Source organism: Streptomyces roseoverticillatus (genome assembly GCF_000719265.1).
GTDB classification, from domain to species: Bacteria; Actinomycetota; Actinomycetes; order Streptomycetales; family Streptomycetaceae; genus Streptomyces; species Streptomyces roseoverticillatus.
This window is the reverse complement of the sequence record NZ_JOFL01000005.1, coordinates 99,327-126,282: the sequence shown is the minus strand read 5'-3', so window position 1 is coordinate 126,282 and position 26,956 is coordinate 99,327. Positions and strand designations below refer to the sequence as shown.

Sequence of the window (26,956 nt, the reverse complement as noted above, 5' to 3'; positions counted from 1 at the left end):
CCGCGCCGCCGCCCACTTCGCGGAGGCGGCGGCATGAGCATCACCGTGTCCCTGCTGCTGCTCGCGGCAGCACTCCTCCTCATCCTGGCGAACGGCTTCTTCGTCGCCGCCGAGTTCGGCCTGGTGACCGTCGAGAAGCCGGAGGCCGAACGGGCCGCGGCCGGCGGCGACCGCCGGGCCCGCACCGTCGTCGCCTCCCTGCGCGAGCTCTCCTTCCAGCTCTCCGGGACCCAACTCGGCATCACCATCACCTCCTTGGTCGTCGGCATGCTGGCCGAGCCCGCCCTGGGCCGGCTGCTCACCGGGCCGCTGGCCACGGCGGGCCTGCCCGCCGGGGCCGCGCCGGGCGCCGCGGTCGTGACCGGCATGCTGGTGGCGTCCGCGGTGCAGATGGTCATCGGCGAGCTGGTGCCCAAGAACTGGGCGGTCTCCCGGCCCTTGCAGGTCGCGCGGTTCGTCGCCGGGCCGCAGCACGCCTTCGCCCACTTCTTCCGGCCCGTGATCACCCTGCTGAACGCGGTCGCCAACCGGCTCGTCCGGGCGCTCGGCGTCGAGCCCGCCGAGGAGCTCGCCTCCGCCCGCACCCCCGGCGAACTCGTCTCCCTGGCCCGGCACTCAGCGCGCGCCGGCGCCCTGGAGCAGGACACCGCGGACCTGTTCGTCCGCACCCTCTCCCTCGGCGACCTCACCGCGCAGCACGTGATGACGCCCCGCGTGAAGGTCAGCGCGCTGCAGTCCTCGGCGACCGCCGAGGACGTCCTCAACCTCACCCGTGCCACGGGGCTCTCGCGCTTCCCGGTCTACCGGGAGCGCCTGGACGACATCGTCGGCATGGTCCACCTCAAGGCCGCCCTGGCGGTCCCGTCCGGCGAGCGGCTGCGCACGCCGGTCGGGCGGATCTCCGTCCCTCCGGTGCTCGTGCCGGAGACGCTGCCGGTGCAGCCGCTGCTGGAGCAGCTGCGCAGCGAGCAGCCGATAGCCGTGGTCGTCGACGAGTACGGCGGCACGGCGGGGGTGGTGACCCTGGAGGACATCGTCGAGGAGCTCGTCGGCGAGGTCCGCGACGAGCACGACGCCGAGGACGCCGACCGGCCCGGACTGGCCCCCGTGGCCTGCGAGGACGGGCGGCCCGCGTGGGAGGCCGACGGCGGCTGCCGGCTCGACGCGCTGCGCCGCATAGGCCTGGAGGCGCCGGACGGGCCGTACGAGACCGTGGCCGGTCTCGTCGCGGACCTGCTGGGCCGCATCCCGGCGGCGGGCGACACCGCCGAGCTGCCCGGGTGGCGGATCTCGGTGCGCCGGGTCGCCCACCACCGGGCCGAGCGGGTGCGCTTCGCGCGCGCCCTCGCGGTCAGGGGTGAGGCGCGATGAGCGTGCTGCAACTCCTCTTCGCGGCGCTGCTGGTGCTCGCCAACGGCTTCTTCGTGGGCGCCGAGTTCGCGCTGGTGTCCGTGCGCCGCAGCCAGATCGAGCCGAAGGCGGCCGAGGGCTCGGGGCGGGCCCGTACGGTCCTGACCGGCCTGGAGAACCTGCCGCAGATGATGGCGGCCGCCCAGTTCGGCATCACGGTCTGCTCGCTGACGCTCGGCGCGGTCGCCGAGCCGACGGTGGCGGCGCTGCTGGAGCCGGTGTTCGAGGCGGTGCGGATGCCCGCGGGGCTGATCCACCCGCTGGGGTACGTCATCGCGCTCGCGGTCGTGGTCTTCCTGCACCTGGTGATCGGCGAGATGGTGCCGAAGAACCTGGCCATGTCGGCGCCCGACCGGGCGGCGCTGTGGCTGGGGCCGGGGCTGGTGGCCTTTGCACGGGTCTGCCGGCCGGTCACCCGACTGCTGGGCGCGTGCGCGCACGGCGTGCTGCGGCTCTTCCGCGTCGAGCCCAAGGACGAGGTGGAGGCCGTGTTCACCAGCGAGCAGCTGACGCACCTGGTGGCGGACTCGCGCCAGGCGGGCCTGCTGGAGCGGGCCGAGCAGGAGCGCCTGGAGGACGCGCTGGAGCTGGGCAGCCGCCCGGTCACCGACGTCCTCCTCGACCCGGCGTCGCTGGTCACGGTCGCCCCGTCCGTCACGCCCCGGCAGATCGAGGAGCTGACGGTGCGGACCGGCTACTCCCGTTTCCCGGTGTGCGCGGCGGGCGGCGCGGTCATGGGCTACCTGCACGTCAAGGACGTCCTGGACCTGGAGGACCGCGAGCGTGCGGTGCCGCAGCGGGTCTGGCGGCGGGTCGAGACCGTACGGGCCGAGCTGCCGCTGGACGACGCCCTGACCGTGATGCGCCGGGCCGCCTCCCATCTGGCCGCGGTCACGGACGCGTCGGGGCGGGTGCTGGGCCTGGTGGCGCTGGAGGACGTGCTGGAGAAGCTGGTGGGCGAGGTCCGCGACCCGGCGCACCGCCGCACTCCGGTGCCCTCGGCGGCTCCGCGCGGCCGGCTGACGGACCCGCGCGTCCCGGAGGAGCAGGAGGCCGAGGTCATGGCGGGCTGAGGGTCCGCCGGCCGCCGCCGTATCGCCCGGCCGGCACCCGCGTTGAGCCGGTATGAGACCTTTCACCGGCCCCGTTCCGCGCGGACTGCTCGGTTGCGCGGCGGCCCTGCTCGCCCTTGCGGCGCTCCTTCCGGGGGCGCCGGCGCGCCCGGCTCACGGGGCGGAACCACGCCCCGTGAGCGAGCTCTTCGGCAGGAAGGTCAAGGTCCTGCCGGAGACCCGGCCCGTCGTCGCGCTGACGTTCAACGCGGCGTGGGACGAGGCCGGGATCGGGGACGTCCTGGCGACGCTGCGGCGGGAAGGGGTGCCGGCGGCGTTCTTCCCGACCGGGGACTTCGCCGAGCGGCATCCGGGGGCGGTGCGGGCAATGGCCGCGCAGGGGTTCGGGCTCGGGAACCATTCGTACAGCCACCCGCACTTCGAGCGGCTGGACCCCGGGGAGGCGGCCGCGGAGGTGCTGCGGGCGGACCGGGCGATCCGCGCGGCGGGGCGCACGGAGCCGTTGCCGTTCTTCCGCTTCCCCTACAGCGAGACCACGCCCCGCGGGATCGAGGCGGTCAACGCACTGGGCTTCGCGGACCTGGAGTTCACGGCCGACACCAAGGGATATCTCGGCGCTTCGCGCGGCATGACGGCCGACGAGGCCGTCCGGCGGGCCCTGGACGCCCTGACGCCGGGCGCCGTCATCCAGATGCACGTGGGCAGCGACGACGGCGGTCCGGTGCTCGACGCGCTCGCGCTTCCGCGGATCGTCGCGGGGGCGCGGGCACGGGGGTACGGCTTCGCGGACCTGCGCGCGTACGCCGGGAGGGCATATGCCGGGAGGCCCTGCCCGTTCATCCGTTCCGGTCAACTACCGCACCCGGCCCCCTACTCTGCGTATTCACGTGTCACTCTGTGTGTATGACGCTGACTTGGGCGAAGCCCGCGGCGCCGGCCGGGATCGAGGACGTGCTGGCGCAGATGCGGATGCTGGACGGAGCGCTCCCCCCGCGGGACGGGGTGCATGTCTTCAACCGCGTGTATATGACGGTCACGCAGCGGGTCGGGGAGCAGGCGGAGGCCGGAGGGTTCCGGGAGGGCGCGGCGGCCACGGAGCTCGCCGTGCGGTTCGCGGCCCGCTATCTGGCCGCCGTCGACCACGTGGCGGCGGGCCGCCGGCCGCCGGCGTGCTGGCAGCCGCTGTTCCAGCTGCGCGGCCACCCGGCCGTCCGGCCGCTGCAGTTCGCGCTCGCGGGCATCAACGCCCACATCGGGCACGACCTCGCGCTGGCCCTCGTCGACACGTGCCGGGCGCTGCGTCTCCAGCCGTACGCGCTGGAGGCGGACTTCGACCGGGTGGGCGGCCTGCTGGTCGCCATGGAGGAGCGGATCCGCGAGGACCTCATGCCCGGCCCGGACCTGCTGGACGTCGCCGATCCGCTGACGCACCTGGTGGGTTCGTGGTCCCTGCAGGCGGCGCGGCGCGGGGCGTGGGCGTCCTTCCGCGCACTGTGGGCGGTGCGCGGCCTGCCCGACGTCGCCGAGGACCTGACGGAGCGGATCGACGCGGGCATCGGGCTGGTGGGGCGCTGCCTGCTCACGCCGCTGGGGTGAGGCCCCCGGCTGGGGGGCCGGGGGCCTCGGTCGGGGGTGGAGGACCTCAGTCCTCCGGGAGCTCGACCGGCGCGAGCTCGTCGTAGCGGTCGCCGGGGCCCGGGTTCGTCGCGTCGGTCGCGCCGCCGAACTGGTGCATCACGCCCCACACGGCGTTGAGCGCGGTCTGCACGGCGCCCTCGGCCCAGCCCGCCGTCCAGGAGATGTCGTCGCCGGCGAGGAAGAGCCCGCGCTTGTCCTCCGGCAGGCGGTCCTGCATGAAGTGGGTGAACAGGCGCCGCTGGTAGCGGTAGTGGCCCGGCAGGTTCGCCTTGAACGCGCCCATGAAGTAGGGCTCGTTCTCCCAGGAGACGGTGACCGGGTTGCCGATGATGTGCTTCCGGATGTCGACCTTGGGGTAGATCTCGCCGAGCGACTTCAGCATGACCTCCAGGCGCTCGTTCGCCGACAGCGGCAGCCACTTGAGGCTGTCGTCGCACCAGGTGTACGAGAGGCAGATGACGGCCGGCTTGTCCGGCCCGTCGTCCAGGAGGTAGGTGCCGCGCGTCATCCGGTCGGTCAGCGTCATCGACATGACGTCCCGGCCCGTCTCCTCGTCCTTGTCCAGCCAGAACGGCCGATCCACCGGCACGAACAGCTTGGAAGACTCCATGTAGTGGGTGCGCTCCATCGCCGTCCAGTGGTCGATGGGGAACAGCGAGTCGTCGCAGGCGATCTTCGACAGCAGCATCCACGACTGGGCGGTGAAGACCGCCGCCTTGTACGTGCGGATGTCGCCGGTCTCGTCGGTGACCGTGATGCCGTTGCCGGCCGTGCGGTGCAGGCGGGTCACGGCCGGGCGCGGGTCGCCGCCGTGCAGCGAGGACAGCGAGGTGCCCGGCGCCCAGTGGATGATCTTCTGCGGCTCGCGCTCCCACAGCCGCACCGGGAGCTGCTGGCTGCCGCCGACGATGCCGCGGTGGTGGTCGTCCGCCTCGGTGTAGACGACGCGCAGGATCTCCAGGATGGAGTTGGGGAAGTCGGTGTCCCAGCCGCCCGTGCCGAAGCCGACCTGGCCGAAGATCTCACGGTGCCGGAAGGACTTGAACGCCTCCGACTCGCACAGGAAACCGTAGAAGGTCTGGTTGTCGAGCTTCTCGACCAGCTTCGCCCAGATCTCCCGGATGCGCGGCACGTCGCGCTCGCGCAGGGCGCGGTTCATGTCGGAGAAGTCCGCGCCCTCCTCCAGGCAGGCGCTCCAGGCTTCGGCGACCTCGCGGTAGACCGGCGGCAGGTCGTCGATGGTCTTCGCGTAGTGCGACTCGCCCTTGAGGTCGACGACGGTCGACGGGGTGTCGGGGGCCAGCGGGTTGGGGAACGGCTTCGTCTCCAGGCCGACCAGGTCGATGTAGTACTGGAGCGCCGTGGAGCTCGGGGGGAAGCGCATCGCGCCCATCTCGGCGGTCAGCGAGGGGTCGCAGCCCTCGAAGCCGACGGTGCGCAGCCGGCCGCCGATCTTGTCGGCCTCGTAGACGACGGGCTTGAGGCCCATCTTCATCAGCTCGTACGCGGCGATGATGCCCGACAGGCCGCCGCCGATGACGGCGACCTCGGTGCCGTGCTCGGTCGCCGGTATCTGGCCCAGTCCCGCGGGGTGGGCGAGGAAGTCGTCGTAGGGGAACGGGAAGTCCGGGCCGACCATCGTGATCGGCGGCAGGACCGGCTCCGACGGCTCGTCGTGGGCGGCGGTGGGCACCATGGACGTCATCGGCTGAACTCTCCTGCGGAAGTGGGGGTTTGCGGCTCTGTGACGCGGGGCGGGGTGGGGGGTCAGACGAGCGAGGTGTACAGCTCCGGCCGCCGGTCGCTCAGGTAGGTGTTCTCGGCGCGCGAGGCCTTCAGCAGCGCCGGGTCCACGTCGGCGGTGATCAGGTCCTCGCCGTGGCCGGCCCGCGCCCGTACGGTCCCGTCGGGGGCGGCGAGGCAGCTGAGGCCGGCGAAGGAGAAGTCCCCCTCGTCGCCGCAGCGGTTGGCGTAGGCGATGTACAGCTGGCTCTCCCAGGCGCGCACCGGGATCACGCTCTGCGGCACGATCTCGTACGGGCGCATCAGCGCGGTCGGCGCGAGCAGCAGCTCGGTGCCGGCCAGGGCGTGGGCCCGCACGGGCTCGGGGAACTCGACGTCGTAGCAGATCAGCAGGCCGAGGCGGAGGCCGTCGAAATCCGCCTGCACGACGGCGTCGCTGCCGGGCCGGAACTGCGCGGTCTCGTACGCGCCGAAGAGGTGGGTCTTGCGGTAGTTCGCGAGCCGGGCGCCGTCGGGGGCGACGAGCTGCAGCGCGTTGTAGACCGTGGCCGGGTCGTCCGCGTCGCGCTCGGGGTAGCCGTAGGCGACGGCCAGGCCGTGCTCGGCGGCGATCCGCGCGACGGCGCGGGCGCCGGGGCCGTCGGCCGTCTCGGCGCGGTCGGCGACCGAGGCGCCGAGGGCGTAGCCGGTGAGGAACAGCTCGTTGGTGAGCAGCAGCCGGGCGCCTGCGGCGGCGGCCCGGCGGGCGGCGCCGTCGAGGGCGGCGAGGCTGTCCGAGGTGGAGGAGGGAACGCCGGCGGGGCCCTGGTACAGCGCGATACGCGACGGCGTCATGCGGCCTCACTTCACCTGGTCGGAGGGGGCGGTGCGGGTGCCCCTGCGGGGGGCGTGCGGGTTGCCCTTGCGGGGACGTGCGTTAAGACGCCTTGACGGTACGGGTCGCCGTCCTGACCGGACAAGGCGCGTCCGTTGCGCGAGGGTGAGCGATTCGTTGCGCCTTTCTGTCGTTTCGGCGCGATTCGTTGCGTGGTCCTTACTGGGGGGTACGGCGGGGGCCGTCGGGGCCGCTTCCGGGGGACGGAGCGCCGAGGCGGGTCCGGCACCGCCGGGCTGCGCCGCGGGGGTGGCGGACCGCTGCGGCGGAAGAGGGTGCGCGGCCCGGCGCACGTGCGCCGGCGCCCGGACCGTGGGCTCCGCCCTTCACCATCCGCCGCCACGGCGATCAGCCCCCGCGGCGCAGCCCTACCGTGAGCCGTGGGGGCTCAAGCCGTGCCGCAGGCGACGTCGCGCACGACGTCCCGCAGCCAGCGATGCCCGCTGTCCTCCTCCTGGCGGGGGTGCCAGGCCATGGAGAAGTGCAGGGGCGGGAGGTCGAGGGGGACCTCGAAGGTCACGAGCCCGAGGGCGGTCGCGGCCGGCCGGGCGGCCCGCTCCGGGACGAGCCCGACGGCGTCGCTGCCCGCGATGACGAACAGGGCCGAGGCGAAGGTGGGGGCCGTGCCGACGACCCGGCGGCGCAGCCCGTGCGCGGCTAGGGCCTCGTCGACGGGCCCGGAGAGGCGGCCGCGCCGGGAGTCGAGGAGATGGCCGGCGGCGGCGTACCGGCGCGCGGTGACGGGCCCGTCGAGGAGCGGGTGGCCGGGCCGGGCGACGCCGACCATGCGGTCCGTCAGGAGGGGTTCGACGCGTATCTCGGGTTCGCTGCGGTCGATGACGCCGATCTCCAGGTCGAGGGTGCCGTCGCGCAGGGAGGGGACGCCGGTGGCGCCCTCGGTGAGGAAGCGGAGGGTGACGCCGGGGGCCTCGCGGGCGGCGCGGCCGAGGAGCGGGGCGCCGAAGGCCAGCACCTGGCTGTCGTGGGCGCTGAGGGTGAAGGCGCGCTCCAGGGCGGCCGGGTCGCAGGGGGCCGGGGTGGTGAAGAGGGCGCGGGCGTCGGCGAGGACGCGCCGCACCTCGGCCCGCATGGCGAGGGCGCGCGGCGTGGGCACCATGTGGCGGCCGGCCCGGACGAGCACGGGGTCGCCCAGGGCCCGGCGGATGCGGCCGAGGGTGCGGCTCATGGCGGGGCCGGACAGGCCGAGGCGGTCGGCGGCGGCCGTGACGCTCTCCTCGTCGAGGAGGGCGTCGAGGGCCACGAGCAGGTTCAGGTCGGCCTTGGCCAGCTGCCCGGCCGGCGATCCCGGTCCGGGTCTCCGGGGCGCTTCTTCGGGCACGGCGGGGCTCAGGAGGGCGCGCCGGAGCTGAAGCGGCGCAGCAGCGGGGAGAGGACGAGCACCGACTTGGTGCGCTCGACGAACGGCTCTCCGGCGATGCGCTCCAGCACGCGCTCGAAGTGGCGCATGTCGGAGGCGAAGACCTGCACGAGGGCGTCCGCCTCGCCGGTGACGGTGGACGCCGAGGCCACTTCGGGGTAGCGCGACAGGCCGCGGTGGATCGCCTCGGGCGAGGTGTTGCGGCGGCAGTAGATCTCGATGAAGCCTTCCGTCTCCCAGCCGAGGGCAGCGGGGTCCACGCGGACGGTGAAACCGGTGATGGCGCCCTCGGCGCGCAGCCTGTCCACGCGCCGCTTCACTGCCGGCGCGGACAGGCCGACCTCCGCGCCGATGTCGGCGTAGGAGCGCCTGGCGTCCTCGGCCAGGGCATGCACGATGCGTTCGTCGAGCTCATTCAATCGCACGGCGGGTGGATCACTTTTCTACGGGTAACCAGCTGCTTCTATGAGCAGTAGATCACGTCCCCGGCCGTGTTCCCGACCCGAACGCAGCGCACCGCCCCCGGTAGCCGGAGGCGGTGCGCTGATCCCGTCCTGCCCGCCGGGTCCGCGGACGGCGTACCCGGCGGGCAGGATCACGGGAGTGACGGGCGGGAGGTCACTTCTTCTTGCCGCGCGACTTCTTCCGCGGCTGCGGCCGGCCCTTGCCGGTGGCCTTCGTGCGGGGTGCGGCCCCGGACCCGGCCGCGTTCCCGGCCTTCGCCGCCTTCGCCGCCGGGGCGGCGGCCTTCTTGGCCGTCTGAGCCCCGGCCTTGGCGCCGGTCTTCGCTCCGGCCTTGACGCCCGCCTTCACGCCTCCCTTGGCGCCCGTCTTGGCGCCTGCCTTCTCGGTCACCGGCTCCTTCACCAGGGCGACCCCGGCGGGCCCGTCGGTGGCCAGGCGCGAGCGGCGCATGCCGTAGGCGAAGTAGATCACCAGGCCGACGAGCATCCAGCCGCCGAAGACCTCCCAGGTGATGACGTCGAGGCTGAGCATCATGTAGACGCACATCGCGAAGCCCAGGACCGGGAAGATCAGGCCGAGCGGCACCTGCGTCCCGCCCAGCTGGACGCGCACGCCCGAGAACGGCACCCGGAAGCTGCGGTGCATGTCGGGGCGGGTGAAGCGCAGCACGATGACGGCGACGTTCACCAGGGCGAAGGCGAAGAGCGTGCCGATGCTGGTGGCGTCGGCGAGCTGGCCGAGCGGGATCGCGGCGGCCAGGACGCCGCAGAACAGCGAGACGATCACGGTGTTGGCCAGCGGCACGCCCTTGCGGTTGACCTTGGCGAAGGCCTTGGGGACCAGGCCGTCGCGGGACATCGCGAAGAGGATGCGGGTCTGCCCGTAGAGGACGGTGAGGACGACGCTGGCGATGGCGATGACGGCGCCGGCGGCGAGCAGGACGGCCCAGAAGCTCTGGCCGGTGACGTCCTTCATGATCCCGGCGAGGGCGGCCTCGGAGCCCTGGAAGTCGCCCCACGGCATGGCGCCGACCGCGACGGCGGCGACCAGCACGTACAGCACCGTGACGATCAGCAGCGACAGCATGATCGCCTTGGGCAGGTCCTTCTTCGGGTTCTTGGCCTCCTCACCGGCGGTAGAGGCGGCGTCGAAGCCGATGTACGAGAAGAAGAGCGTGGCGCCCGCGGCGCTGACGCCGCCGAGGCCGAGCGGCATGAAGGGCGTGTAGTTGCCGGCGCGGATGCCGGTGAAGGCCACGGCGCAGAAGAGCAGCAGGGCCACGATCTTCACGCCGACCATGATCGTGTTGGCGCGGGCGCTCTCCTTGGCGCCGCCGATCAGGAAGGCCATGCACAGCAGCACGACGAGCAGGGCGGGCAGGTTGAAGATGCCGCCGTCGGTGCCGGGCGGGTTGGCCAGGGCGGCCGGGATGGTGACGCCGATGGTGCCGTCGAGGAGCTCGTTGAGGTACTGCCCCCAGCCGACGGCCACGGCCGCGACGGAGACGCCGTACTCCAGGATCAGGCACCAGCCGCAGACCCAGGCGATGACCTCGCCCAGGGTGGCGTAGGCGTAGGAGTACGAGGATCCGGAGACCGGGATGGTGCCGGCCAGCTCGGCGTAGGACAGGGCCGAGAACAGCGCCGTGACACCGGCGAGCACGAAGGAGATCACGACGGCCGGGCCGGCGTCGGGAACGGCCTCGCCGAGCACGACGAAGATGCCGGTGCCGAGGGTGGCGCCGATGCTGATCATGGTCAGCTGCCACATGCCGAGCGAACGGCGCAGGGTGCCGCCCTCGCCCTGGCCGCCCTCGGCGACCAGTCGCTCGACGGGCTTGCGGCGCATCAGGCGGGCGCCGAAGCCGGCGGCCTGCGGCGGGGTGCGCCGCTTGTCACCGGTGACGGGGGGCGCGGTGCCTTGGTCCAACACGGGGGTGCTCCGTTCATGACTGCCGGTCGGGGGATGCCGGTCAGGAAGCGGCGGCCCACGGCGGCACCGGGGCACGCGGGCATGACAGAGCAAACCCGTAGCGAGGGGGTACCGCCGAGCAAGCGGTACCCGCCACTCCACGTTCTGCGCAGACCCTACGAGGTCAGGGCCCACGCTCGTAATGCACCATTCTTGCGTATGCCCGGCTGATCATTGCGTCCGGGGTTCCGAAACGGGTGATCGTTGCACGTCGCGTTATGAATCGGTACAGGGGCAGCAAAAAAGGGGCGTGACCCGGCGAACCGGGTCACGCCCCTCTCAGGGGTTGAGGATTACTGCCAGCTGGCGTGCAGCGGCTTGCCCTCGGCGTAGCCGGCGGCGCTCTGGACGCCGACGACGGCACGCTCGGCGAACTCGGCCAGGGAGCCGGCGCCCGCGTAGGTGCAGGAGGAGCGGACGCCCGCGATGATCGAATCGATCAGGTCCTCGACGCCCGGGCGGGCCGGGTCGAGGAACATGCGCGAGGTGGAGATGCCCTCCTCGAACAGGCCCTTGCGGGCGCGGTCGTACGCGGACTCCGTGGACGTGCGGTTCTGCACGGCGCGGGCGGAGGCCATGCCGAAGGACTCCTTGTAGGAGCGGCCGTCGGCGGTCTGCTGCAGGTCGCCCGGGGACTCGTAGGTGCCGGCGAACCAGGAGCCGACCATCACGTTGGACGCGCCGGCGGCCAGGGCCATGGCGACGTCGCGCGGGTGACGGACGCCACCGTCGGCCCACACGTGCTTGCCGAACTTCTTCGCCTCGGCGGCGCACTCCAGGACAGCGGAGAACTGCGGGCGGCCCACGCCGGTCATCATGCGGGTGGTGCACATGGCGCCCGGGCCCACGCCGACCTTGATGATGTCCGCGCCGGCCTCGATGAGGTCGCGCACGCCCTCGGCGGCGACGATGTTGCCCGCGACGATCGGGACCTGCGGGTCGAGGCCGCGGACGGCCTTGATCGCGGCGATCATCGACTCCTGGTGACCGTGCGCGGTGTCGACGACGATCGTGTCGGCGCCGGCCTCCAGCAGGGCCTTGGCCTTGCCCGCCACGTCGCCGTTGATGCCGACGGCGGCGGCGATGCGCAGCTTGCCGTCCGCGTCGGTGGCGGGGGTGTAGAGGGTCGCGCGCAGGGCGCCCTTGCGGGTCAGGATGCCGGCGAGCTTGCCGTCCTTGTCGACCGCGGGGGCGAGCTTGCGGTGGGCGGCGTCGAGCTGGTTGAAGGCCTCGCGCGGGTCGATGTCCGCGTCGAGGAGCAGCAGCTCGGTGGACATGACCTCGGACAGCTGGGTGAAGCGGTCCACGCCGGTCAGGTCGTGCTCGGTGACGACGCCGACGGGGCGCTGGTCCGCGTCGACGACGACGCCGGCGCCGTGGGCCCGCTTGGGCAGCAGGGACAGCGCGTCGGCGACGGTCTGGGAGGGGCTGAGGACGATCGGGGTGTCGAGCACGAGGTGGCGGCTCTTGACCCAGGAGATGACGTCGGTGACGACCTCGATCGGGATGTCCTGCGGGATGACGACGATGCCGCCGCGGCGGGCGACGGTCTCGGCCATGCGGCGGCCGGCGATCGCGGTCATGTTGGCGACGACGAGGGGGATGGTGGTCCCGGTCCCGTCCTGGGCGGAGAGGTCCACCGCCTGGCGGGAGCCGACCGCGGAGCGGCTCGGCACCATGAACACATCGTCGTACGTGAGGTCGTACGGCGGCTTCTGGTCGTTAAGGAAACGCATACTGGCTCTCTCACCTGCGATTTTACGTACAGAGCGGGTGGGGAGTCAGACCGGGCCGACACCGGAACGGGCTGAGGTTCCTGGACCCATCATCCACGATTCCGGGCCGTTGTGGCGAACTCGCGTCGCATTCTGTGACTTCGGCCAAGCGTCCCGGACGAGCCCTGTGGCATCGCCCGAGGCGTCCGGCTTGCCTGCTTTTACGTCATACCGGGGATCTCCGCCTCCGCGAGGTCCGCGATCGGCGCGCCGCGCGCCGGTCGCGAGGGCGAGGAGCGCGAGCACCTCGAAGCCCGCGCCGGCCAGGGGCAGCCGGCCCAGCCCGCCGGCACCGGCGAAGAGCCCGCCGACCACGGCCGCGGCGGTCTGCCCGACGTAGACGGCGCTGTTGTTCAGCGCCAGGAGCATGTCCCCGTTCTTGCCGCCGATGGAGAGCAGGCGGTGCTGGATGAGCGGGAAGCTCGCCCAGTGGACGAGACCCCAGACGGCCAGGCCCACGGCCGCGCCGGCGACGGAGTGCAGGGCGGGGCCGAGGGCGGCGAGGACGACGGCGAGCACGGCGACCGTGCCGGCGAGGCCGCGGGTGGAGTCGACGCGGTCGGCGAGCCGGCCGCCCGCCATGACGCCGGCGAAGCTGCCGGTGCCGAACAGCAGGAGCAGCCAGGTGCGGTCCGCGTCGGAGGCGCCGCTGATCTCCTCCAGCAGGGTGCCGAGGTAGGTGTAGACGACGAAGGTGCCGACGACCCAGAGCGTGGTGGTCAGCATCGCGGTGGGGGCGCGCTCGATGCGCACGGCGGCGAGGCGCTCGCGGACGCCGAGGCCCGGATTGCCCGCCACGGACGGGATGCCGGCCGCCGCGCCGAGCGCGGTGACGAGGGCGAGCAGGGCGACGAAGCCGAACGCCCAGCGCCACGAGGAGAGTTCGCCGATCGCGTTGCCGATCGGGACGCCCAGGGCGATGGCGCTGGTCATGCCCGCGTAGACGATCGCGAGGGCGCGGCCGCGGCGCTCGGGCGCGGTGACGCGGGCGGCGACCGCGGAGGCGGTGGAGGCGTAGAGCGCGGCGGCCGCACCGGCGACGACGCGGCTGAGGAGCAGCACGGCGTAGCCCGGGGCGACGGCCGAGAGCGCGTTGCCCGCGGCGAAGACGATGAGCACGGCCAGCAGCAGGGTGCGCCGGTCGAGCCGGGAGGTGACGCTCGCGAGGACCGGCGCGGCGACGGCGTACGCGATCGCGAAGACGGTGACCGTCTGGCCGGCGGCGGCCGTGGACAGGTGCAGTTCGCCGCCGAGCGCCGGCAGCAGCCCGGACACGATGAACAGGTCCGTGCCGATCGCGAACATGCCGAGGGCTAAGAGCCAGACCTTCGCGGCGCCCGCCCGCCCCGGTCCCGGCGCTCCGGCCGCTGTCTGCTGGGACATCGCACAACCTCTCCCCCGGCTGCTAACCGGTAGTACGGTTACTCGGTCCGCGTAACCTAACATGGGGTTATGGCTGTGGAACAGGTGCGAGATCGCCGGGTGCCGGACCGCTGGGTCTGGTACGGCGGCCGGCTGAGCGTTGACTTCGTCAACACCCGCAGGGACCGCTTCAAGGGCGGCCGGGAGCTGCTCGTGCACCCCGGCGACCTCGCCGAGTGGTTCGCCGCAGCGGAGGTCACCCCGGAAGAGGTCGCGGTGGACGAGGCGCTCCTCGTGCAGGCGAGGGAGCTGCGCGAGGCCATTGACGCCGGGTACCGGGCGGCCGTCGCGGGCGAGGCGTTCCCCGGCGCCGCGGCCCGGACGATCAACGAGTGGCTGGCGCGCCTCGCGGAGCACCCCCCGCGCCTCGATGTGGGAGACGACGGCGCGGCCGTCTTCCGTACGGACACCGCGCCGCCGGACGCCCGGCAGGCGCTGTGCCGGATCGCCGCCGACGCCGCCGCGCTGCTCGGCGCCGCGGACACCCGCGCGCGGCTGCGCATCTGCGACGGCCACGACTGCAGCGGCCGGTTCGTCGACAAGTCGGTGGGCAGGCGGCGCCGCTGGTGCTCGATGGCGATCTGCGGCAACCGCGCGAAGGCGGCGCAGCACCGCCGGGCGGCGGCGCGCTCCGCGCACTGACGTCCCGCGCCTCGCACTCCTCGAACGCCGAACGCCGGGCGGGCTGGATCTGCGTCCAGCCCGCCCGGCGTTCGGGGATCAGCTTCGAGAAGACCGCCCCGCCACTGCGGGGTGCGCGGCTACGACCCGTCCGGGTCCGCCCGGTCGAGGGCCGGACGGGGGCCCGGGCCCGTCTCGCTGAGGAGGTAGTCCGCGGCCGTGGTGTCCGTGACCAGGCTCGTGACCAGCCCGGACCGCAGCACCGCGCCGATCGCCGCCGCCTTGCGCCGGCCGCCCGCGATCGCGACGACCTCCGGTATCCGGCGCAGCCGGTCCGCCTCGACCGTGATGCAGCGCTCGCCCAGGTCACGGCCGATCCGCCGGCCATCGGCGTCGAAGAGGTGCGCGGACATCTCCGCGGCGGCGCCCAGGGAGGCGTAGTGGGCCCGCTCCTCCTCGGTCAGCATGTCGTAGACCGTCGAGATGCCCGGCGCCCACGAGCCGATGGAGACCGCCGCGACCGTCACCTTGTCGAAGTAGTCGAAGGCGCGCGCGATGCCCGTCTGGCCGCGCAGCGCGGCGGCCGTGGCCGGGTCCGGCAGCAGCATCGGCGCGTAGATCGGGTGCGCCTCGCCGCCGGAGACCTGCGCGGCGCGGCGCACGGCCTCCACCGAGCCGCGCTCCGCCGTGCCCGCGTCGTAGACGCCCGTGAGCTGGACGACGGTGCACGGGGGCAGCCGGTGCAGCGCCGCGGCCATGTGGATGGTCGAGCGGCCCCAGGCGAGGCCCAGCACGTCGCCCTCGTGCACCAGCTCGCCGAGCAGGTCCGCAGCCACCTCGCCGAGGTTCTCGGGGTCGGGCGCGTCGTCCGCGGCATCGGCGGGGGACTCCACGACCACCGCGTGGCGCAGGCCGTAGCGGGCGCGCAGCGCGTCGGAGCGCTCCGCGTCCAGCTCGGCGGGGACCCGGATCTCGATCCGCACGAGATCGCGTTCGAGCGCCGTCTCCAGCACCCGGGCGACCTTGAAGCGGCTCACGCCGAACTCCTCGGCGATCTGGATCTTCGATTTGCCCTCGAGGTAGAAGCGGCGGGCCATGGCCGCCGCCTGTACCAGCTCGGCGGGCCCCATCGGCGTGGCTGAACGGCCCGTCGACACCACCGTCTCCTCACTGTTCTCACACTGTTCGAGCTTGGACTCCACCGTCATCCTGTCAGAAACGGCGGTCCTTGATCAGACCCTGACCTTCGCGCTCAGCATTTCGGGCGAGCGCGGCACCCCGCTCAGTGCCCGCAGGCCCAGGCCGCACCGGCCGTCACGCGCTCCGCCTGGGCGCGCAGGGCCCGTACGGTCGCCGCCGGGTCCTCCGTACCGTAGACGGCGGATCCGGCCACGAACACGTCCGCGCCGGCCTCCGCGCACCGCTCGATCGTCTCCGCCGAGACGCCGCCGTCGACCTGCAGCCACATCTGCAGGCCGTGCCGCGAGATCAGCTCCCGGGTGCGGCGGATCTTGGGCAGCATGATGTCCAGGAACGCCTGGCCACCGAAGCCGGGCTCGACCGTCATGATCAGCAGCATGTCCAGCTCGGGCAGCAGGTCCTCGTACGGCTCGATCGGCGTCGCCGGCTTCAGCGCCATCGACGCGCGGGCGCCCTTCGCCCGGATCTCCCGTGCGAGCCGCACCGGCGCGGCGGCGGCCTCCGCGTGGAAGGTCACCGACCCGGCACCGGCCTCCACGTACTGCGGCGCCCAGCGGTCCGGGTCCTCGATCATCAGGTGGCAGTCCAGCGGGGTGTCCGTGGCCCGGCTCAGCGACTCGACGATCGGCACGCCGAGGGTGAGGTTGGGGACGAAGTGGTTGTCCATGACGTCGACGTGGAGCCAGTCGGCGCCCTTGACCGCCTCGGCCTCGTCGGCGAGCCGGGCGAAGTCGGCGGACAGGATGCTGGGGTTGATCTGCGCGGCCATGCCTTAAGCCTGCCATGTCCGCTGCGCTCACTTGTGCGGGGGCCTCCCCCTCAGCAGTGAAGAGGCCCCGCCTCTTCACTCCGCCGCCGCGGCGGAGCAGCCCCCACCGGCCGGCTCGGCGGTGCCGGACCGGCCTCAGGCTGTGCGGCACCGCCGGAAACCGCCGCGGTGGCTGATGGCCGTTGCGGCGGAAGGCAAGGGGGCGCCGCCCCAAGCCCATGCCCTCCCGCTGCACGTAGCGCGCTCCAGGGCCCGGCGACTCCGGGAGCCCGGCCGCTAGGCCGTACGTCGCAGGAGCGCCAGATACATCGCGTCCGTGCCGTGCAGGTGCGGCCACAGCTGTACGTCCGGGCCCTCGCCCAGCGCCGGGACGCCCTGCATGTGCGGGCGCGCGTCGATCCACTCCGCGCTCACGCCGTCCCGCTTGAGCACGTCGTCCACGACGGCCTTCGTCTCCGCCGGGTGCGGCGAGCACGTCGCGTAGCCCACGACGCCGCCCACACGCACCGCGCGCAGCGCCTCCCGCAGCAGGTCGCGCTGGAGCGGGGCGAAGCCCGCCACGTCCTCCGGGCGGCGGCGCCAGCGGGCCTCGGGACGGCGGCGCAGGGCGCCGAGACCGGTGCAGGGCACGTCGACGAGGACCCGGTCGAAGACGCCCTCGCGCCACGGCGGACGGGTGCCGTCCGCGGCGATGACCTGGTACGGGCCGGGGTTCCCGGCGAGCGCGCGCCCGACCAGGCGGGCCCGGTGCGGCTGCTTCTCGGAGGCCAGCAGCGCCGCCCCCCGCTCGGCGGCCAGCGCGCCGAGGAGAGCCGCCTTGCCGCCGGGGCCGGCACAGCCGTCGAGCCAGCGGGCGTCCGGCCCGTCCACCGGAACGGCCGCGAGGGCGAGCGCAACCAGCTGGCTGCCCTCGTCCTGGACACCGGCCCGGCCTTCCTTGACCGCCTCCAGCGCGCCCGGCTCGCCGCCCTCGGCGAGCCGCACGGCGTACGGCGACCAGCGGCCCGGCAGCGCCGAGTCCTCGCCGACGGCAGCCAGCAGTTCCTCCGGGGTGGAGCGGCCGGGCCGGGCGACCAGCGTGACCTCCGGCCGCTCGTTGTCGGCCTCCAGCAGGTCCTCGATGCCGGCGCGGCCGCCGCCGAGGGCGTCCCACAGGGCGGAGACGACCCAGCGCGGGTGCGCGTGCACCACCGCGAGGTGCTCCTCGGGGTCGTCCTCGTACGGCGGGGCGACCTTCTCCAGCCAGCCGTCCAGGTCGTGCGCGGTGATCTTCCGCAGCACGGCGTTCACGAACTTCGCCCGGCCGTCGCCGAGGACGACGCGCGCCAGCTCCACGCTGGCGGACACCGCCGCGTGCGGCGGGATGCGCGTGCCGAGCAGCTGGTGTGCGCCGAGGCTGAGGACGTCCAGGACCGGCGGGTCCACCTCGCGCAGCGGCCGGTCGACGCACGCCGCGATGATCGCGTCGTACGTCCCCTGGCGGCGCAGCGTGCCGTAGACCAGCTCCGTGGCGAGCGCGGCGTCACGCGCCTCGAAGTCGCCCTTCTCCCGGGCCTTGCGCAGCAGCGGCGGCAGGACCAGGTTCGCGTACGCGTCCCGCTCGTCGACCGCCCGCAGCGCCTCGAAGGCGAGGATCCGCACCGGGTCCTCCTTGGGCCGGCGGTAGGGCTTTGCGGGGCGGCGGGCGGGACGGTCGTTCACGAAAGGTGCTCCGGGGCTGTGGTGGCGAAGGTGTCCAGCCTACGCTCTGCGCCCCGCGCCGTTCCTTGCCGCTCCGCCCTCAGGCCTCGCCGAGCCGCTCGCCGGGAGCGATGCGGACGCCGCGGGCCCAGTCGGCTGCCTTCATCGGCTTCTTGCCCTGCGGCTGGACCCACTGCAGCTCGACCGCGTGGGAGCCCGTACCGACGTGCACGGAGTTCTTGGCGGCGGCGATCTCGCCGGGGGCGAGGCCGGCCCGGTCGGGGGTGGGAGGCGCCGACATGACCTTCAGGCGCTCGCCGCGGAAGAGCGTCCAGGCGCCCGGCGCCGGGGCGCACCCGCGGACCACGCGGTCGACGCGCAGCGCCGGTGCGGACCAGTCGATCCGGGCGTCCTCGACGTTGATCTTCGGGGCGAGAGAGACGCCCTCGGCGGGCTGCGGCACGGCCTTGAGCGAACCGTCCTCGATGCCGTCCATCGTGGCGGCGAGCAGCCCGGAGCCGGCGAACGCCAGCCGGGTCAGCAGGTCACCGCTGGTGTCGGTGGGCCGCACCTCCTCGGTGACCACGCCGTAGACGGGCCCCGAGTCCAGGCCCTCCTCGATGAGGAAGGTGGACGCGCCGGTGACCTCGTCGCCCGCGAGGATCGCGTGCTGCACGGGCGCCGCGCCGCGCCACGCGGGCAGCAGGGAGAAGTGCAGGTTGACCCAGCCGTGCGCGGGGATGTCCAGGGCGGCCTTCGGCAGCAGTGCGCCGTAGGCGACGACCGGGCAGCAGTCCGGGGCGATCTCGCGCAGCCGGGCGAGGAAGTCCTCGTCGCGCGGGCGGGCCGGCTTGAGCACCTCGATGCCCGCCTCCTCCGCGCGCTCGGCGACGGGGCTCGCGACCAGGCGGCGGCCGCGGCCCGCGGGGGCGTCGGGCCGGGTGACGACGGCGACGACCTCGTGGCGGTCCGAGGCGAGCAGGGCGTCGAGGGCGGGGACGGCGACCTCGGGGGTACCGGCGAAGACGAGCCTCATGGGTGGCGAACTACCTCTCCTCGAGCGCCGAGCGGAACGGCCCACCAGTCTAAAGGGCCTTTGGCCCGGGGGGCGTACGGACAGTCACGCGCCTCATTCCGGCGGATGTGCGCCCCCATACCGTGACCCGGTGGCCCATGGCGCGTTGTGGTCAAGAGAGATTGACCGAATCGGGCCGCCGACGCGGGACTCTTCCGTAGTTCGTCGGCCGTCGCGTCAACTCTCGTCATTTTCCGTCCTTTTACCCCGCCGGTCCGAGAGGCTTCTTCATGGCCGACCACGCAACCCACGACGCCCAGGCACGGGCCAGCCTGCATCTGTTGGTCCGGGACATCGAGCGGGTCCGCAGGCAGGTGGACGCCCTGCGCACCCTCACCGCTCAGCTGGGCAACGTCTACCGCCCGCGGCGCACCGGCCCCTCGGCCGGCTTCGTCGTCTACGGGCGGGCTCCCGCGCCGACCGTACGGCTGGCGCAGGAGCTGCGGGACAGCGTCGAGACCCTGGTGACGGCCGCGGTCGACTTCGACCGCTCGCTCGGCTTCTCGTGGGACGCGGTGGGCTCGGCGCTCGGGGTCACCAAGCAGGCGGTGCACCGGCGTTACGGGGCACGCCGTACGAACGGGGCCGCGTCCGCGGAGGCCACGGAAGCGGTCCGGACGGCGGAGCCGGCCCCGGTCCCGGTCGTCCCGGCCGCCCGCACCGTCCCGGGCCAGACCCCGCCCCCGTCCCACCGCGAAGAACGCCCCCCGGCCTTCCCGGGCCCCCGCAACGGCTAGCCCTGCGGGCGGCGGACCCGGCATGCCCGGGCGGCAGACCCAGGGGGCGGCTGTGCAGCCGGGTGCCCTGTGCCGGGCACTTCCCTGCCGAGCCCACCCCGGGGTTGCTACGGCACCGCCGGAACCCGCCGCGGGGGCGGATCGCCGTCGCGGCGGATCCAAGAGGCTCGACCCCGCAGGCCGCCAGCCCCTGTGCCGGGCACCGCGCTCCCGCCGCAACGGCGAGCAACTCGCCACTAGCCCACCGGCGGTGCCGTCCCCGCCTCAGGGCGTGTCGGCACCGCCGGACCCCGCCGCGGGGGCGGATCGCCGTGGCGGCGGAGTCAAGGGGCCGGCACCCGTCGGGCGCACCCCGTGCCGGAGCGCGGCCACCCCGCCGGAGGCGGTCCGTCAGCCGATGTCCGGGGGGTCGATCCGTAGCCGTACAGGCTCCCCGTCGCGGCGAGCGAGCCGCGCCGCCTGGGCGGTCTTGAGGGCCGCGGCCAGGGCCGCCCCCCGCCCGGGCCGCACCCGGAGCAGGGCCCGCTCCCACCGCTCCCCCGGCGGCGGGTCGCCGGGGCGCCGCGGGCGACCCGCGGCCGTGACCGGCAGGGGCACCGGCCCGAGCGTCTCCGCGTCCTCCGGGAGCTCCGCCGCGGCGAGCAGGTCGGCGACGTCCTCCGGCGGCCCGGAGACCGACGCCATCCGGGACACCGGCGGGAAGCCGAGCTCGGCCCGGTCGGCGAGCTCCCGCATCGCGTGCCCGGCGGGATCCCAGCGCACGAGCGCCTGCACGGGCCGCAGCGTGGGCTCCGCGACCACGACGACGACCCCGCCGTCCGCCTGCCCGCGGACGAGCGCCGCCGCGGACAGCCAGCGCCGCAGCGCCTCCTCCCCCGCCCGCAGGTCGGGGAGGCCGAGCAGCGCCCAGCCGTCGAGCAGCAGGGCCGCGGCGTAGCCGCCTTCGGCGACGGGCTCCGCGCCGGGCGTGGAGACGACAATCGCGGGCCGGTCGGGCACCGTGTCGAGGATGTGGTCCCGCCCGGAGGTCCGTACGGGCACGGACGGGAAGGCCCGGCCGAGCTCCTCGGCGGTGCGTCCCGCGCCCACGACCCGGGCCCGCAGCCGGGAGCCGCCGCACTCCGTGCAGTGCCAGCCCGGGGGCGCCTCCTGCCCGCACCAGCCGCACCGCAGCGCGCCGTCGGCGCCGCCGGCCTCCAGGGGGCCGGCGCAGTGCCCGCACCGGGCGGGCTCGCGGCACCGCTCGCAGCCCAGGCGGGGCACATAGCCGCGGCGGGGCACCTGGACCAGCACCGGCCCGTGTTTGAGGCCCTCGCGGGCGGCCTGCCAGGCGTGACTGGGCAGGCGGGCGGCGCGCGCGGCCGCGTCGCGGGCCTCGTCGGAGTCGCCGACGGTCCGCACGGCAGGGGCGACGGCCCGCACGGTCTCGCGGGCGGCGGCGAGCGGCAGGGCCCATCCCGTGTTCACCAGCTGGGCGGCCTCCACCGTGCAGCCGAAGCCGCCGAGCAGGAACGCGGCATTCTCGTGCACCGCGCGCTGCACGAGCACCTCGCGGGAGTGCGGATGCGGAGCGTTCTGCGCGCTGTGGCTTCCGTCCCCGTCGTCCCAGACGGCGACGAGCCCGAGGTCCCGCACGGGCGCGAACATCGCCGCCCGCGTGCCGACCACGGCCCGCACCGAGCCCCGGCTGACCGCGAGCCAGCGGCGGTACCGCTCCTCGGGCCCGAGCTCGGCCGTCAGCAGTACGTGCCGGCCCTCCCCCAGGAGCTCCCCGAGGGCGGCGTCGACGCGCGCGGCGTCCCGCCCGTCCGGCACGACGACGAGCGCGCCGCGCCCGGACGACAGCGCCGCCGCCGCGGCCCGCGCGAGCTCCTGCGGCCAGTGCGGGCCGGGCAGTGCCGTCCACACGGCCCGCGGGGTGTCTCCCCGGGCCACGGCGCCGAGGAAGGCGGGCCCGGTGGGATAGCGCGCCCAGCTCCCGGCCTCCGGCACCCCCGGCGGGGGCAGCGGCGCGGGCGACGGCTCGGCCTCGATGCGGGCGTGCCGGGGCGGTACGGCCAGCTGCAGCACGTCGGCGAGCGAACCGGCATAGCGGTCGGCGACCGCCCGGCAGAGCTCGTAGAGCGCAGGGCTGAGCACCGGCTCGGGCGAGAGAACCTGGGCGATCGCGGCGAGCGGCCCCTGATAGTCGGACTCGGCCACCCGGTCGACGATGTACCCGTCGAGCAGCCCGCCGCCTTCCCGGCGCCCCCCGCGCACATTGCGCGTCCCGGCGCCGAACCGCACCCGCACCCGCACGCCCGGCCGGGCGTCGGCGTCGAGCTCCTCGGGCACGGCGTAGTCCCACAGCCGGTCCAGGTGGACGGGGCCCTTGTCGACGAGCACGCGCGCGACGGGCAGCGTCTTGGCCAGCGGCGCCCCCCGCCATGTGCGCGGCTTGGCCTTGGGCGCCTTCGCCTTGGCCTCGCGCACGCTCTCCCGTATGAGCGCGAGCTGCTCCCCGTGCTCCGGAGGCTTGCCCTGGGACCGCCCGTTCTCGCTGCTCACAGCCACAGTCCTACCAGACCCCACTGACAACGCCGACGGCGTGCGGAGCGGGTACGGCCCGCGCGCAGGGGCGCCGAGGCATTGTCGACAGCCCGGCGATGTTGCTGTTACCTGCCGCCGGGGCCGCGAAGACGGGGGACGACGCGTCCGCCCTGTGGTGGACACAGCGCGCCGGCGACATGGCCGCCGCGGGTGGTGACCCGGACCTGGCCGCGCAAAGAAGGCAGCACGCCCCGAGACCGCCCAGGCGATCCGGCAGCGTTTCGACCCGCCGGAAGCCCCGGGCCCGGACGGCGAAGCCCCGCCGCCGTTCGGCCCCTCGGAGGAGCCTCCCGCTGTCTGACGCGGCTACGCCGATGCACCGGTGCCCGGCACCCCTCGAAGGGGCACCGGGCACCGGTGGAATGTCTGACCGGCGTGCTTACAGACCCGCGGCCTTCTTCAGGGCCTCCACGCGGTCCGTGCGCTCCCACGTGAAGTCGGGCAGCTCACGGCCGAAGTGGCCGTACGCGGCGGTCTGCGCGTAGATCGGGCGCAGCAGGTCGAGGTCGCGGATGATCGCGGCCGGGCGGAGGTCGAAGACCTCGGCGATGGCGTTCTCGATCTTGTCGGTGTCGATGGTGTTCGTGCCGAAGGTCTCGACGAACAGGCCCACCGGCTCGGCCTTGCCGATCGCGTAGGCGACCTGGACCTCGCAGCGCGAGGCCAGACCGGCGGCGACGACGTTCTTGGCGACCCAGCGCATCGCGTAGGCGGCGGAGCGGTCGACCTTGGACGGGTCCTTGCCGGAGAAGGCGCCGCCGCCGTGGCGGGCCATGCCGCCGTACGTGTCGATGATGATCTTGCGGCCGGTGAGGCCGGCGTCGCCCATCGGGCCGCCGATCTCGAAGCGGCCGGTCGGGTTCACCAGGAGGCGGTAGCCGTCGGTGTCGAGCTTGATGCCGTCCTCGACGAGCTCCTTGAGGACGTGCTCGACGACGAACTCGCGAACGTCGGGCGCGAGGAGGGAGTCCAGGTCGATGTCCGACGCGTGCTGCGAGGAGACGACGACGGTGTCGAGGCGGACGGCCTTGTTGCCGTCGTACTCAATGGTGACCTGCGTCTTGCCGTCGGGGCGCAGGTAGGGGATGGTGCCGTTCTTGCGGACCTCCGACAGGCGGCGCGAAAGGCGGTGCGCCAGCTCGATCGGCAGCGGCATCAGGTTCGGCGTCTCGTCGCAGGCGAAGCCGAACATCAGGCCCTGGTCGCCCGCACCCTGCTTGTCGAGCTCGTCCTCATCGCCCTCGACGCGGGCCTCGTAGGCGGCGTCGACACCCTGGGCGATGTCCGGCGACTGGGCGCCGATGGAGACCGAGACGCCGCACGAAGCGCCGTCGAAGCCCTTCTTGGACGAGTCGTAACCGATCTCGAGGATCTTGTTGCGCACGAGCGAGGCGATCGGCGCGTAGGCCTTGGTCGTCACCTCGCCGGCGACGTGGACGAGGCCCGTGGTGATGAGGGTCTCAACGGCGACACGAGACGTGGGGTCCTCGCGCAGCAGGGCGTCGAGGACGGTGTCGCTGATCTGGTCAGCGATCTTGTCGGGGTGACCCTCGGTCACGGACTCCGAGGTGAACAGGCGGCGGGACACATCGCTCCCTGGGGTTGCAGCGGCTGCTGGCTGATCATTGACGGACCCGGCCGAGAGCTGCGCTCGGCGCTGGGTCCTCGGTCAGTTTATCCGGCGTTCTCGTGGTTGGGGCATCCTGTCTCGTATCACCGGCCTGGTGACCTGCGACACTCGCACGCTCCGGCGCACGGAAAGCTCAAGCGAAACGCCTCACGACGAGGTCCCAGACGGTGTCGGCGAGGTCGTCCTTGGGGCCGTAGGGAACCGGGGTCTCGGAGCCGTCAGGGGCCAGGACGACGGCTTCGTTCGCCTCCGAACCGAAGGTCTTCCGCTCCCCCACCTCATTGACAACCAGCAGGTCACAGCCCTTGCGGGCGAGCTTGGCGCGACCGTTGGCGAGGACGTCGTCGGTCTCGGCGGCGAAGCCCACGACGATCTGCCCGGGGCGCGGCCGGCTCGCCGACAGCTCGGCGAGGACGTCGGGGTTCCGGATGAGCTCGACGGGCGCCGGTTCCTCGCCGTCGCGCTTCTTGATTTTGCCCTCGGCATAATGCGAAGGGCGAAAATCAGCCACAGCGGCGGCCATCACGACGGCGTCCGCGTCCTCGGCGGCCTTCAGAACGGCCTCCCGCAGCTGTACGGCCGTGCCCACCCGTATGACGTCGGCGCCGGCCGGGTCGGCCAGCTCGCTGTTGGCGGCGACAAGCGTGACGCGGGCGCCGCGCGCGACGGCGGTACGGGCCAGGGCGTACCCCTGCTTGCCGGAGGAACGGTTGCCGAGGAAGCGGACGGGGTCGAGCGGCTCGCGGGTGCCGCCGGCGCTGATAACCACGTGCCGGCCGGCGAGGTCGGCGACCGGGGCCGCGGCGCCGCGGGCCAGCACCCGGCGGCAGACCTCGAAGATCTCCTCGGGGTCGGGGAGGCGGCCCTTGCCGGTGTCGACGCCGGTGAGGCGGCCGACGGCGGGCTCGATGACGATCGCCCCGCGGCAGCGCAGCGTCGCCACGTTCTCCTGGGTGGCCGGGTTCTCCCACATCTCGGTGTGCATGGCGGGCGCGAAGACGACCGGGCAGCGGGCGGTGAGCAATGTGTTCGTCAGCAGGTCGTCGGCGAGGCCGTGCGCGGCCTTGGCCAGCATGTCGGCCGTGGCGGGCGCGACCACCACCAGCCGGGCCTCCTGGCCGATGCGCACGTGCGGCACCTCGTGGACGCTCTCCCAGACCTCGGTGCCGGCGGGGTGGCCGGACAGCGCCGACCAAGTCGCCTCGCCGACGAAGTGCAGAGCTGAGGCGGTCGGCACCACGCGGACGTCATGGCCGGACTCGGTGAGCCGGCGCAGCAGCTCGCACGCCTTGTAGGCGGCGATCCCGCCGCTGACCCCCAGGACGACCTTGGGCTTGTCCATCGCTCGGGCTCTCCCCATCCATCGGTTGCGTACAGGTCCCATGACACACCAAGGGCCCGGCAGCGGCGCTACCGGACCCGTGGTGACGAAAACGACGAAGGCGACGTGGACGCCGCCCCGCTTTACTGCGCCGGGGCCTCGATGGCCTCGGAGGTCAGCAGACCCGCGTTGATCTCGCGGAGCGCGATGGAGAGCGGCTTCTCGTGGACGTGGGTGTCCACCAGCGGGCCGACGTACTCCAGCAGGCCCTCGCCGAGCTGCGAGTAGTACGCGTTGATCTGACGGGCGCGCTTGGCGGCGTAGATCACCAGGCTGTACTTCGAGTCGGTGGCCTCGAGCAGCTCATCAATCGGCGGGTTGATGATGCCCTCGGGCGCGGTGATAGAAGAGGACACTCTCTGCCTTCCGAAGGGGGGTGAAGAAAGATGGTCAACGGAGCAAGGCTAGCAGTTCACGCGCAACGTCCTCGACGGAGGTGTTGACCAGCGTGACGTCGAACTCCGACTCCGCGGCGAGCTCGACCTTGGCCGCGGCGAGGCGGCGCTCGATCACCTCGGGCGACTCGGTGCCCCGGCCGGTGAGCCGACGGACCAGCTCGTCCCAGCTCGGGGGCGCCAGGAAGACCAGCTGAGCCTCCGGCATGGTCTCACGGACCTGCCGGGCGCCCTGCAGGTCGATCTCCAGCAGCACCGGCTCGCCGGCCTCCAGGCGGTCGAGGACCGCCTGGCGCGGCGTGCCGTAGCGGTTGCCGGCGAACTCGGCCCACTCCAGCAGCTCACCGTTGGCGATGAGCTTGTCGAACTCCTCGTCGTCCACGAAGAAGTACTGGACACCATCCTGCTCGCCGGGGCGCGGCTTGCGGGTGGTGGCCGAGACCGAGAGCCACACCTCGGGGTGCGCCTTGCGCATATGGGCGACGACCGTGCTCTTACCGACCCCGGAGGGGCCGGAGAGCACGGTCAGCCGCGGTTGTCTGGCCGGGGGTACGGGGGACGTCCCCCGGGAGACTGCAGTACTCATGCAGCGATTATCCCGGTTCGCGGGAGTGCCTGGGAACGTCAGGCGGCCTTGCCGCCGAACTCACGCTCCAAGGATGCGATCTGGTTCGAGCCGAGCCCGCGCACACGGCGGCTCTCGGAGATCCCGAGCCGCTCCATGATCTGCTTGGCGCGGACCTTGCCCACGCCCGGCAGACTCTCCAGGAGAGCGCTGACCTTCATCTTGCCGATCACTTCGTTCGTCTGGCCCTGCGCGATGACATCGTGCAGCGAGGCTCCGGAGTGCTTGAGCCGATTCTTGACCTCGGCGCGCTCCCGGCGAGCCGCGGCGGCCTTTTCGAGCGCGGCAGCGCGCTGTTCAGGGGTAAGGGGCGGAAGAGCCACGCCTACGTCACCTCGGATATCGAACTGTCGGATAACGGACCGGTGAGGAACCTAGTCGGCCCACACCTGGGGAGCAACGAGCAACGCGCTTGCACGTTCGCTCTCGTCGGAGACTAGCGGCCGATTCCGCTCCAGTCAGCGAGAACAAGCGAAAAGTCCTGGTCAGACTCGCTCGACCAGGA

23 protein-coding genes are annotated in these 26,956 nt (G+C 73.5%); 6 read left to right on the top strand and 17 right to left on the bottom strand.

Translation table 11 applies throughout. The annotated features are described in order from the left end of the window. The first annotated feature begins 33 nt into the window (after positions 1-33). From IF61_RS0106905 to IF61_RS0106890, 4 genes are all read left to right on the top strand, one after another. A complete protein-coding gene (locus IF61_RS0106905; RefSeq protein ID WP_211264836.1) occupies positions 34-1,371 on the top strand; it encodes a hemolysin family protein in 1,338 nt (445 codons plus the stop codon). Further along, positions 1,368-2,483: a hemolysin family protein gene (locus IF61_RS0106900; protein ID WP_030365356.1), complete on the top strand. Its 1,116-nt coding sequence runs from the start codon at positions 1,368-1,370 to the stop codon at positions 2,481-2,483. The genes IF61_RS0106905 and IF61_RS0106900 overlap by 4 nt, the downstream gene beginning before the upstream one ends. A 175-nt stretch (positions 2,484-2,658) precedes the next feature. Then, on the top strand, positions 2,659-3,390 hold the full coding sequence (locus IF61_RS0106895; protein ID WP_245684430.1) for a polysaccharide deacetylase family protein: 732 nt from the start codon (positions 2,659-2,661) through the stop codon (positions 3,388-3,390). Continuing rightward, positions 3,387-4,079 carry a DUF5995 family protein gene (locus IF61_RS0106890; RefSeq protein ID WP_030365354.1) on the top strand — a complete coding sequence of 231 codons (693 nt, stop codon included), beginning with the start codon at positions 3,387-3,389 and terminating at the stop codon, positions 4,077-4,079. Before IF61_RS0106895 ends, IF61_RS0106890 begins: the two co-directional genes overlap by 4 nt. Positions 4,080-4,125: 46 nt before the next feature. Here the strand turns inward: IF61_RS0106890 and IF61_RS0106885 are convergent, their stop codons facing one another. The 7 genes from IF61_RS0106885 to IF61_RS0106855 all read right to left on the bottom strand — a co-directional run bounded on the left by IF61_RS0106885 (position 4,126) and on the right by IF61_RS0106855 (position 13,710). Beyond that, positions 4,126-5,826, bottom strand: coding sequence for a flavin monoamine oxidase family protein (locus IF61_RS0106885; protein ID WP_030365353.1), 1,701 nt, complete (start codon positions 5,824-5,826; stop codon positions 4,126-4,128). Positions 5,827-5,888: 62 nt separating this feature from the next. Next, positions 5,889-6,698, bottom strand: a complete 810-nt coding sequence (locus IF61_RS0106880; RefSeq protein WP_030365352.1) for a carbon-nitrogen hydrolase family protein — start codon at positions 6,696-6,698, stop codon at positions 5,889-5,891. A 428-nt stretch (positions 6,699-7,126) separates the two neighbouring features. Continuing rightward, positions 7,127-8,077: a LysR family transcriptional regulator gene (locus IF61_RS0106875; protein ID WP_078660010.1), complete on the bottom strand. Its 951-nt coding sequence runs from the start codon at positions 8,075-8,077 to the stop codon at positions 7,127-7,129. A gap of 8 nt (positions 8,078-8,085) precedes the next feature. Beyond that, entirely contained in the window at positions 8,086-8,541 is a 456-nt protein-coding gene (locus tag IF61_RS0106870) for an Lrp/AsnC family transcriptional regulator (protein ID WP_030365350.1), read from the bottom strand. Positions 8,542-8,734: 193 nt separating this feature from the next. After that, positions 8,735-10,513 (bottom strand): amino acid permease, encoded by a 1,779-nt coding sequence (locus IF61_RS0106865; RefSeq protein ID WP_245684429.1) that lies wholly within the window; start codon positions 10,511-10,513, stop codon positions 8,735-8,737. 332 nt (positions 10,514-10,845) lie between these two features. Further along, positions 10,846-12,288 carry a GuaB1 family IMP dehydrogenase-related protein gene (locus tag IF61_RS0106860; protein WP_030365348.1) on the bottom strand — a complete coding sequence of 481 codons (1,443 nt, stop codon included), beginning with the start codon at positions 12,286-12,288 and terminating at the stop codon, positions 10,846-10,848. A 45-nt stretch (positions 12,289-12,333) separates the two neighbouring features. Beyond that, on the bottom strand, positions 12,334-13,710 hold the full coding sequence (locus IF61_RS0106855) for an MFS transporter (RefSeq protein ID WP_052392455.1): 1,377 nt from the start codon (positions 13,708-13,710) through the stop codon (positions 12,334-12,336). Positions 13,711-13,779: 69 nt separating this feature from the next. Between IF61_RS0106855 and IF61_RS0106850 the strand changes: the two genes are divergently transcribed. Continuing rightward, the gene (locus IF61_RS0106850; RefSeq protein ID WP_078660008.1) at positions 13,780-14,391 is read left to right on the top strand and encodes a CGNR zinc finger domain-containing protein; all 612 of its coding nucleotides are present in this window, start codon (positions 13,780-13,782) and stop codon (positions 14,389-14,391) included. A gap of 119 nt (positions 14,392-14,510) precedes the next feature. Here the strand turns inward: IF61_RS0106850 and IF61_RS0106845 are convergent, their stop codons facing one another. The 4 genes from IF61_RS0106845 to fmt all read right to left on the bottom strand — a co-directional run bounded on the left by IF61_RS0106845 (position 14,511) and on the right by fmt (position 19,055). Beyond that, a complete protein-coding gene (locus IF61_RS0106845) occupies positions 14,511-15,500 on the bottom strand; it encodes a sugar-binding transcriptional regulator (RefSeq protein WP_030365345.1) in 990 nt (329 codons plus the stop codon). Positions 15,501-15,652: 152 nt separating this feature from the next. Next, a complete protein-coding gene (gene rpe / locus IF61_RS0106840; RefSeq protein WP_030365344.1) occupies positions 15,653-16,339 on the bottom strand; it encodes a ribulose-phosphate 3-epimerase in 687 nt (228 codons plus the stop codon). Positions 16,340-16,615: 276 nt separating this feature from the next. Then, positions 16,616-18,040, bottom strand: a complete 1,425-nt coding sequence (locus IF61_RS0106835) for an RsmB/NOP family class I SAM-dependent RNA methyltransferase (RefSeq protein ID WP_030365343.1) — start codon at positions 18,038-18,040, stop codon at positions 16,616-16,618. Positions 18,041-18,119: 79 nt separating this feature from the next. Further along, positions 18,120-19,055, bottom strand: a complete 936-nt coding sequence (gene fmt, locus IF61_RS0106830) for a methionyl-tRNA formyltransferase (protein ID WP_030365342.1) — start codon at positions 19,053-19,055, stop codon at positions 18,120-18,122. A 269-nt stretch (positions 19,056-19,324) separates the two neighbouring features. Between fmt and IF61_RS0106825 the strand changes: the two genes are divergently transcribed. Beyond that, positions 19,325-19,831 (top strand): hypothetical protein, encoded by a 507-nt coding sequence (locus IF61_RS0106825; protein WP_030365341.1) that lies wholly within the window; start codon positions 19,325-19,327, stop codon positions 19,829-19,831. A gap of 390 nt (positions 19,832-20,221) precedes the next feature. On the opposite strand, the gene IF61_RS0106820 is transcribed toward IF61_RS0106825, so the two are convergent. From IF61_RS0106820 to IF61_RS0106795, 6 genes are all read right to left on the bottom strand, one after another. Then, positions 20,222-22,378 (bottom strand): primosomal protein N', encoded by a 2,157-nt coding sequence (locus tag IF61_RS0106820; protein WP_030365340.1) that lies wholly within the window; start codon positions 22,376-22,378, stop codon positions 20,222-20,224. Between the two features lie 421 nt (positions 22,379-22,799). After that, positions 22,800-24,008, bottom strand: a complete 1,209-nt coding sequence (gene metK, locus IF61_RS0106815) for a methionine adenosyltransferase (protein WP_030365339.1) — start codon at positions 24,006-24,008, stop codon at positions 22,800-22,802. A gap of 175 nt (positions 24,009-24,183) precedes the next feature. Then, complete coding sequence (coaBC, locus tag IF61_RS0106810; RefSeq protein ID WP_030365338.1) at positions 24,184-25,392, bottom strand: bifunctional phosphopantothenoylcysteine decarboxylase/phosphopantothenate--cysteine ligase CoaBC; 1,209 nt, start codon at positions 25,390-25,392, stop codon at positions 24,184-24,186. A gap of 122 nt (positions 25,393-25,514) precedes the next feature. After that, positions 25,515-25,787, bottom strand: a complete 273-nt coding sequence (rpoZ, locus tag IF61_RS0106805; protein ID WP_004948662.1) for a DNA-directed RNA polymerase subunit omega — start codon at positions 25,785-25,787, stop codon at positions 25,515-25,517. Positions 25,788-25,821: 34 nt separating this feature from the next. Continuing rightward, positions 25,822-26,412 (bottom strand): guanylate kinase, encoded by a 591-nt coding sequence (gene gmk / locus IF61_RS0106800; RefSeq protein WP_078660007.1) that lies wholly within the window; start codon positions 26,410-26,412, stop codon positions 25,822-25,824. 38 nt (positions 26,413-26,450) lie between these two features. Continuing rightward, on the bottom strand, positions 26,451-26,774 hold the full coding sequence (locus IF61_RS0106795; protein ID WP_030365336.1) for an integration host factor: 324 nt from the start codon (positions 26,772-26,774) through the stop codon (positions 26,451-26,453). Positions 26,775-26,956: the final 182 nt, after the last annotated feature.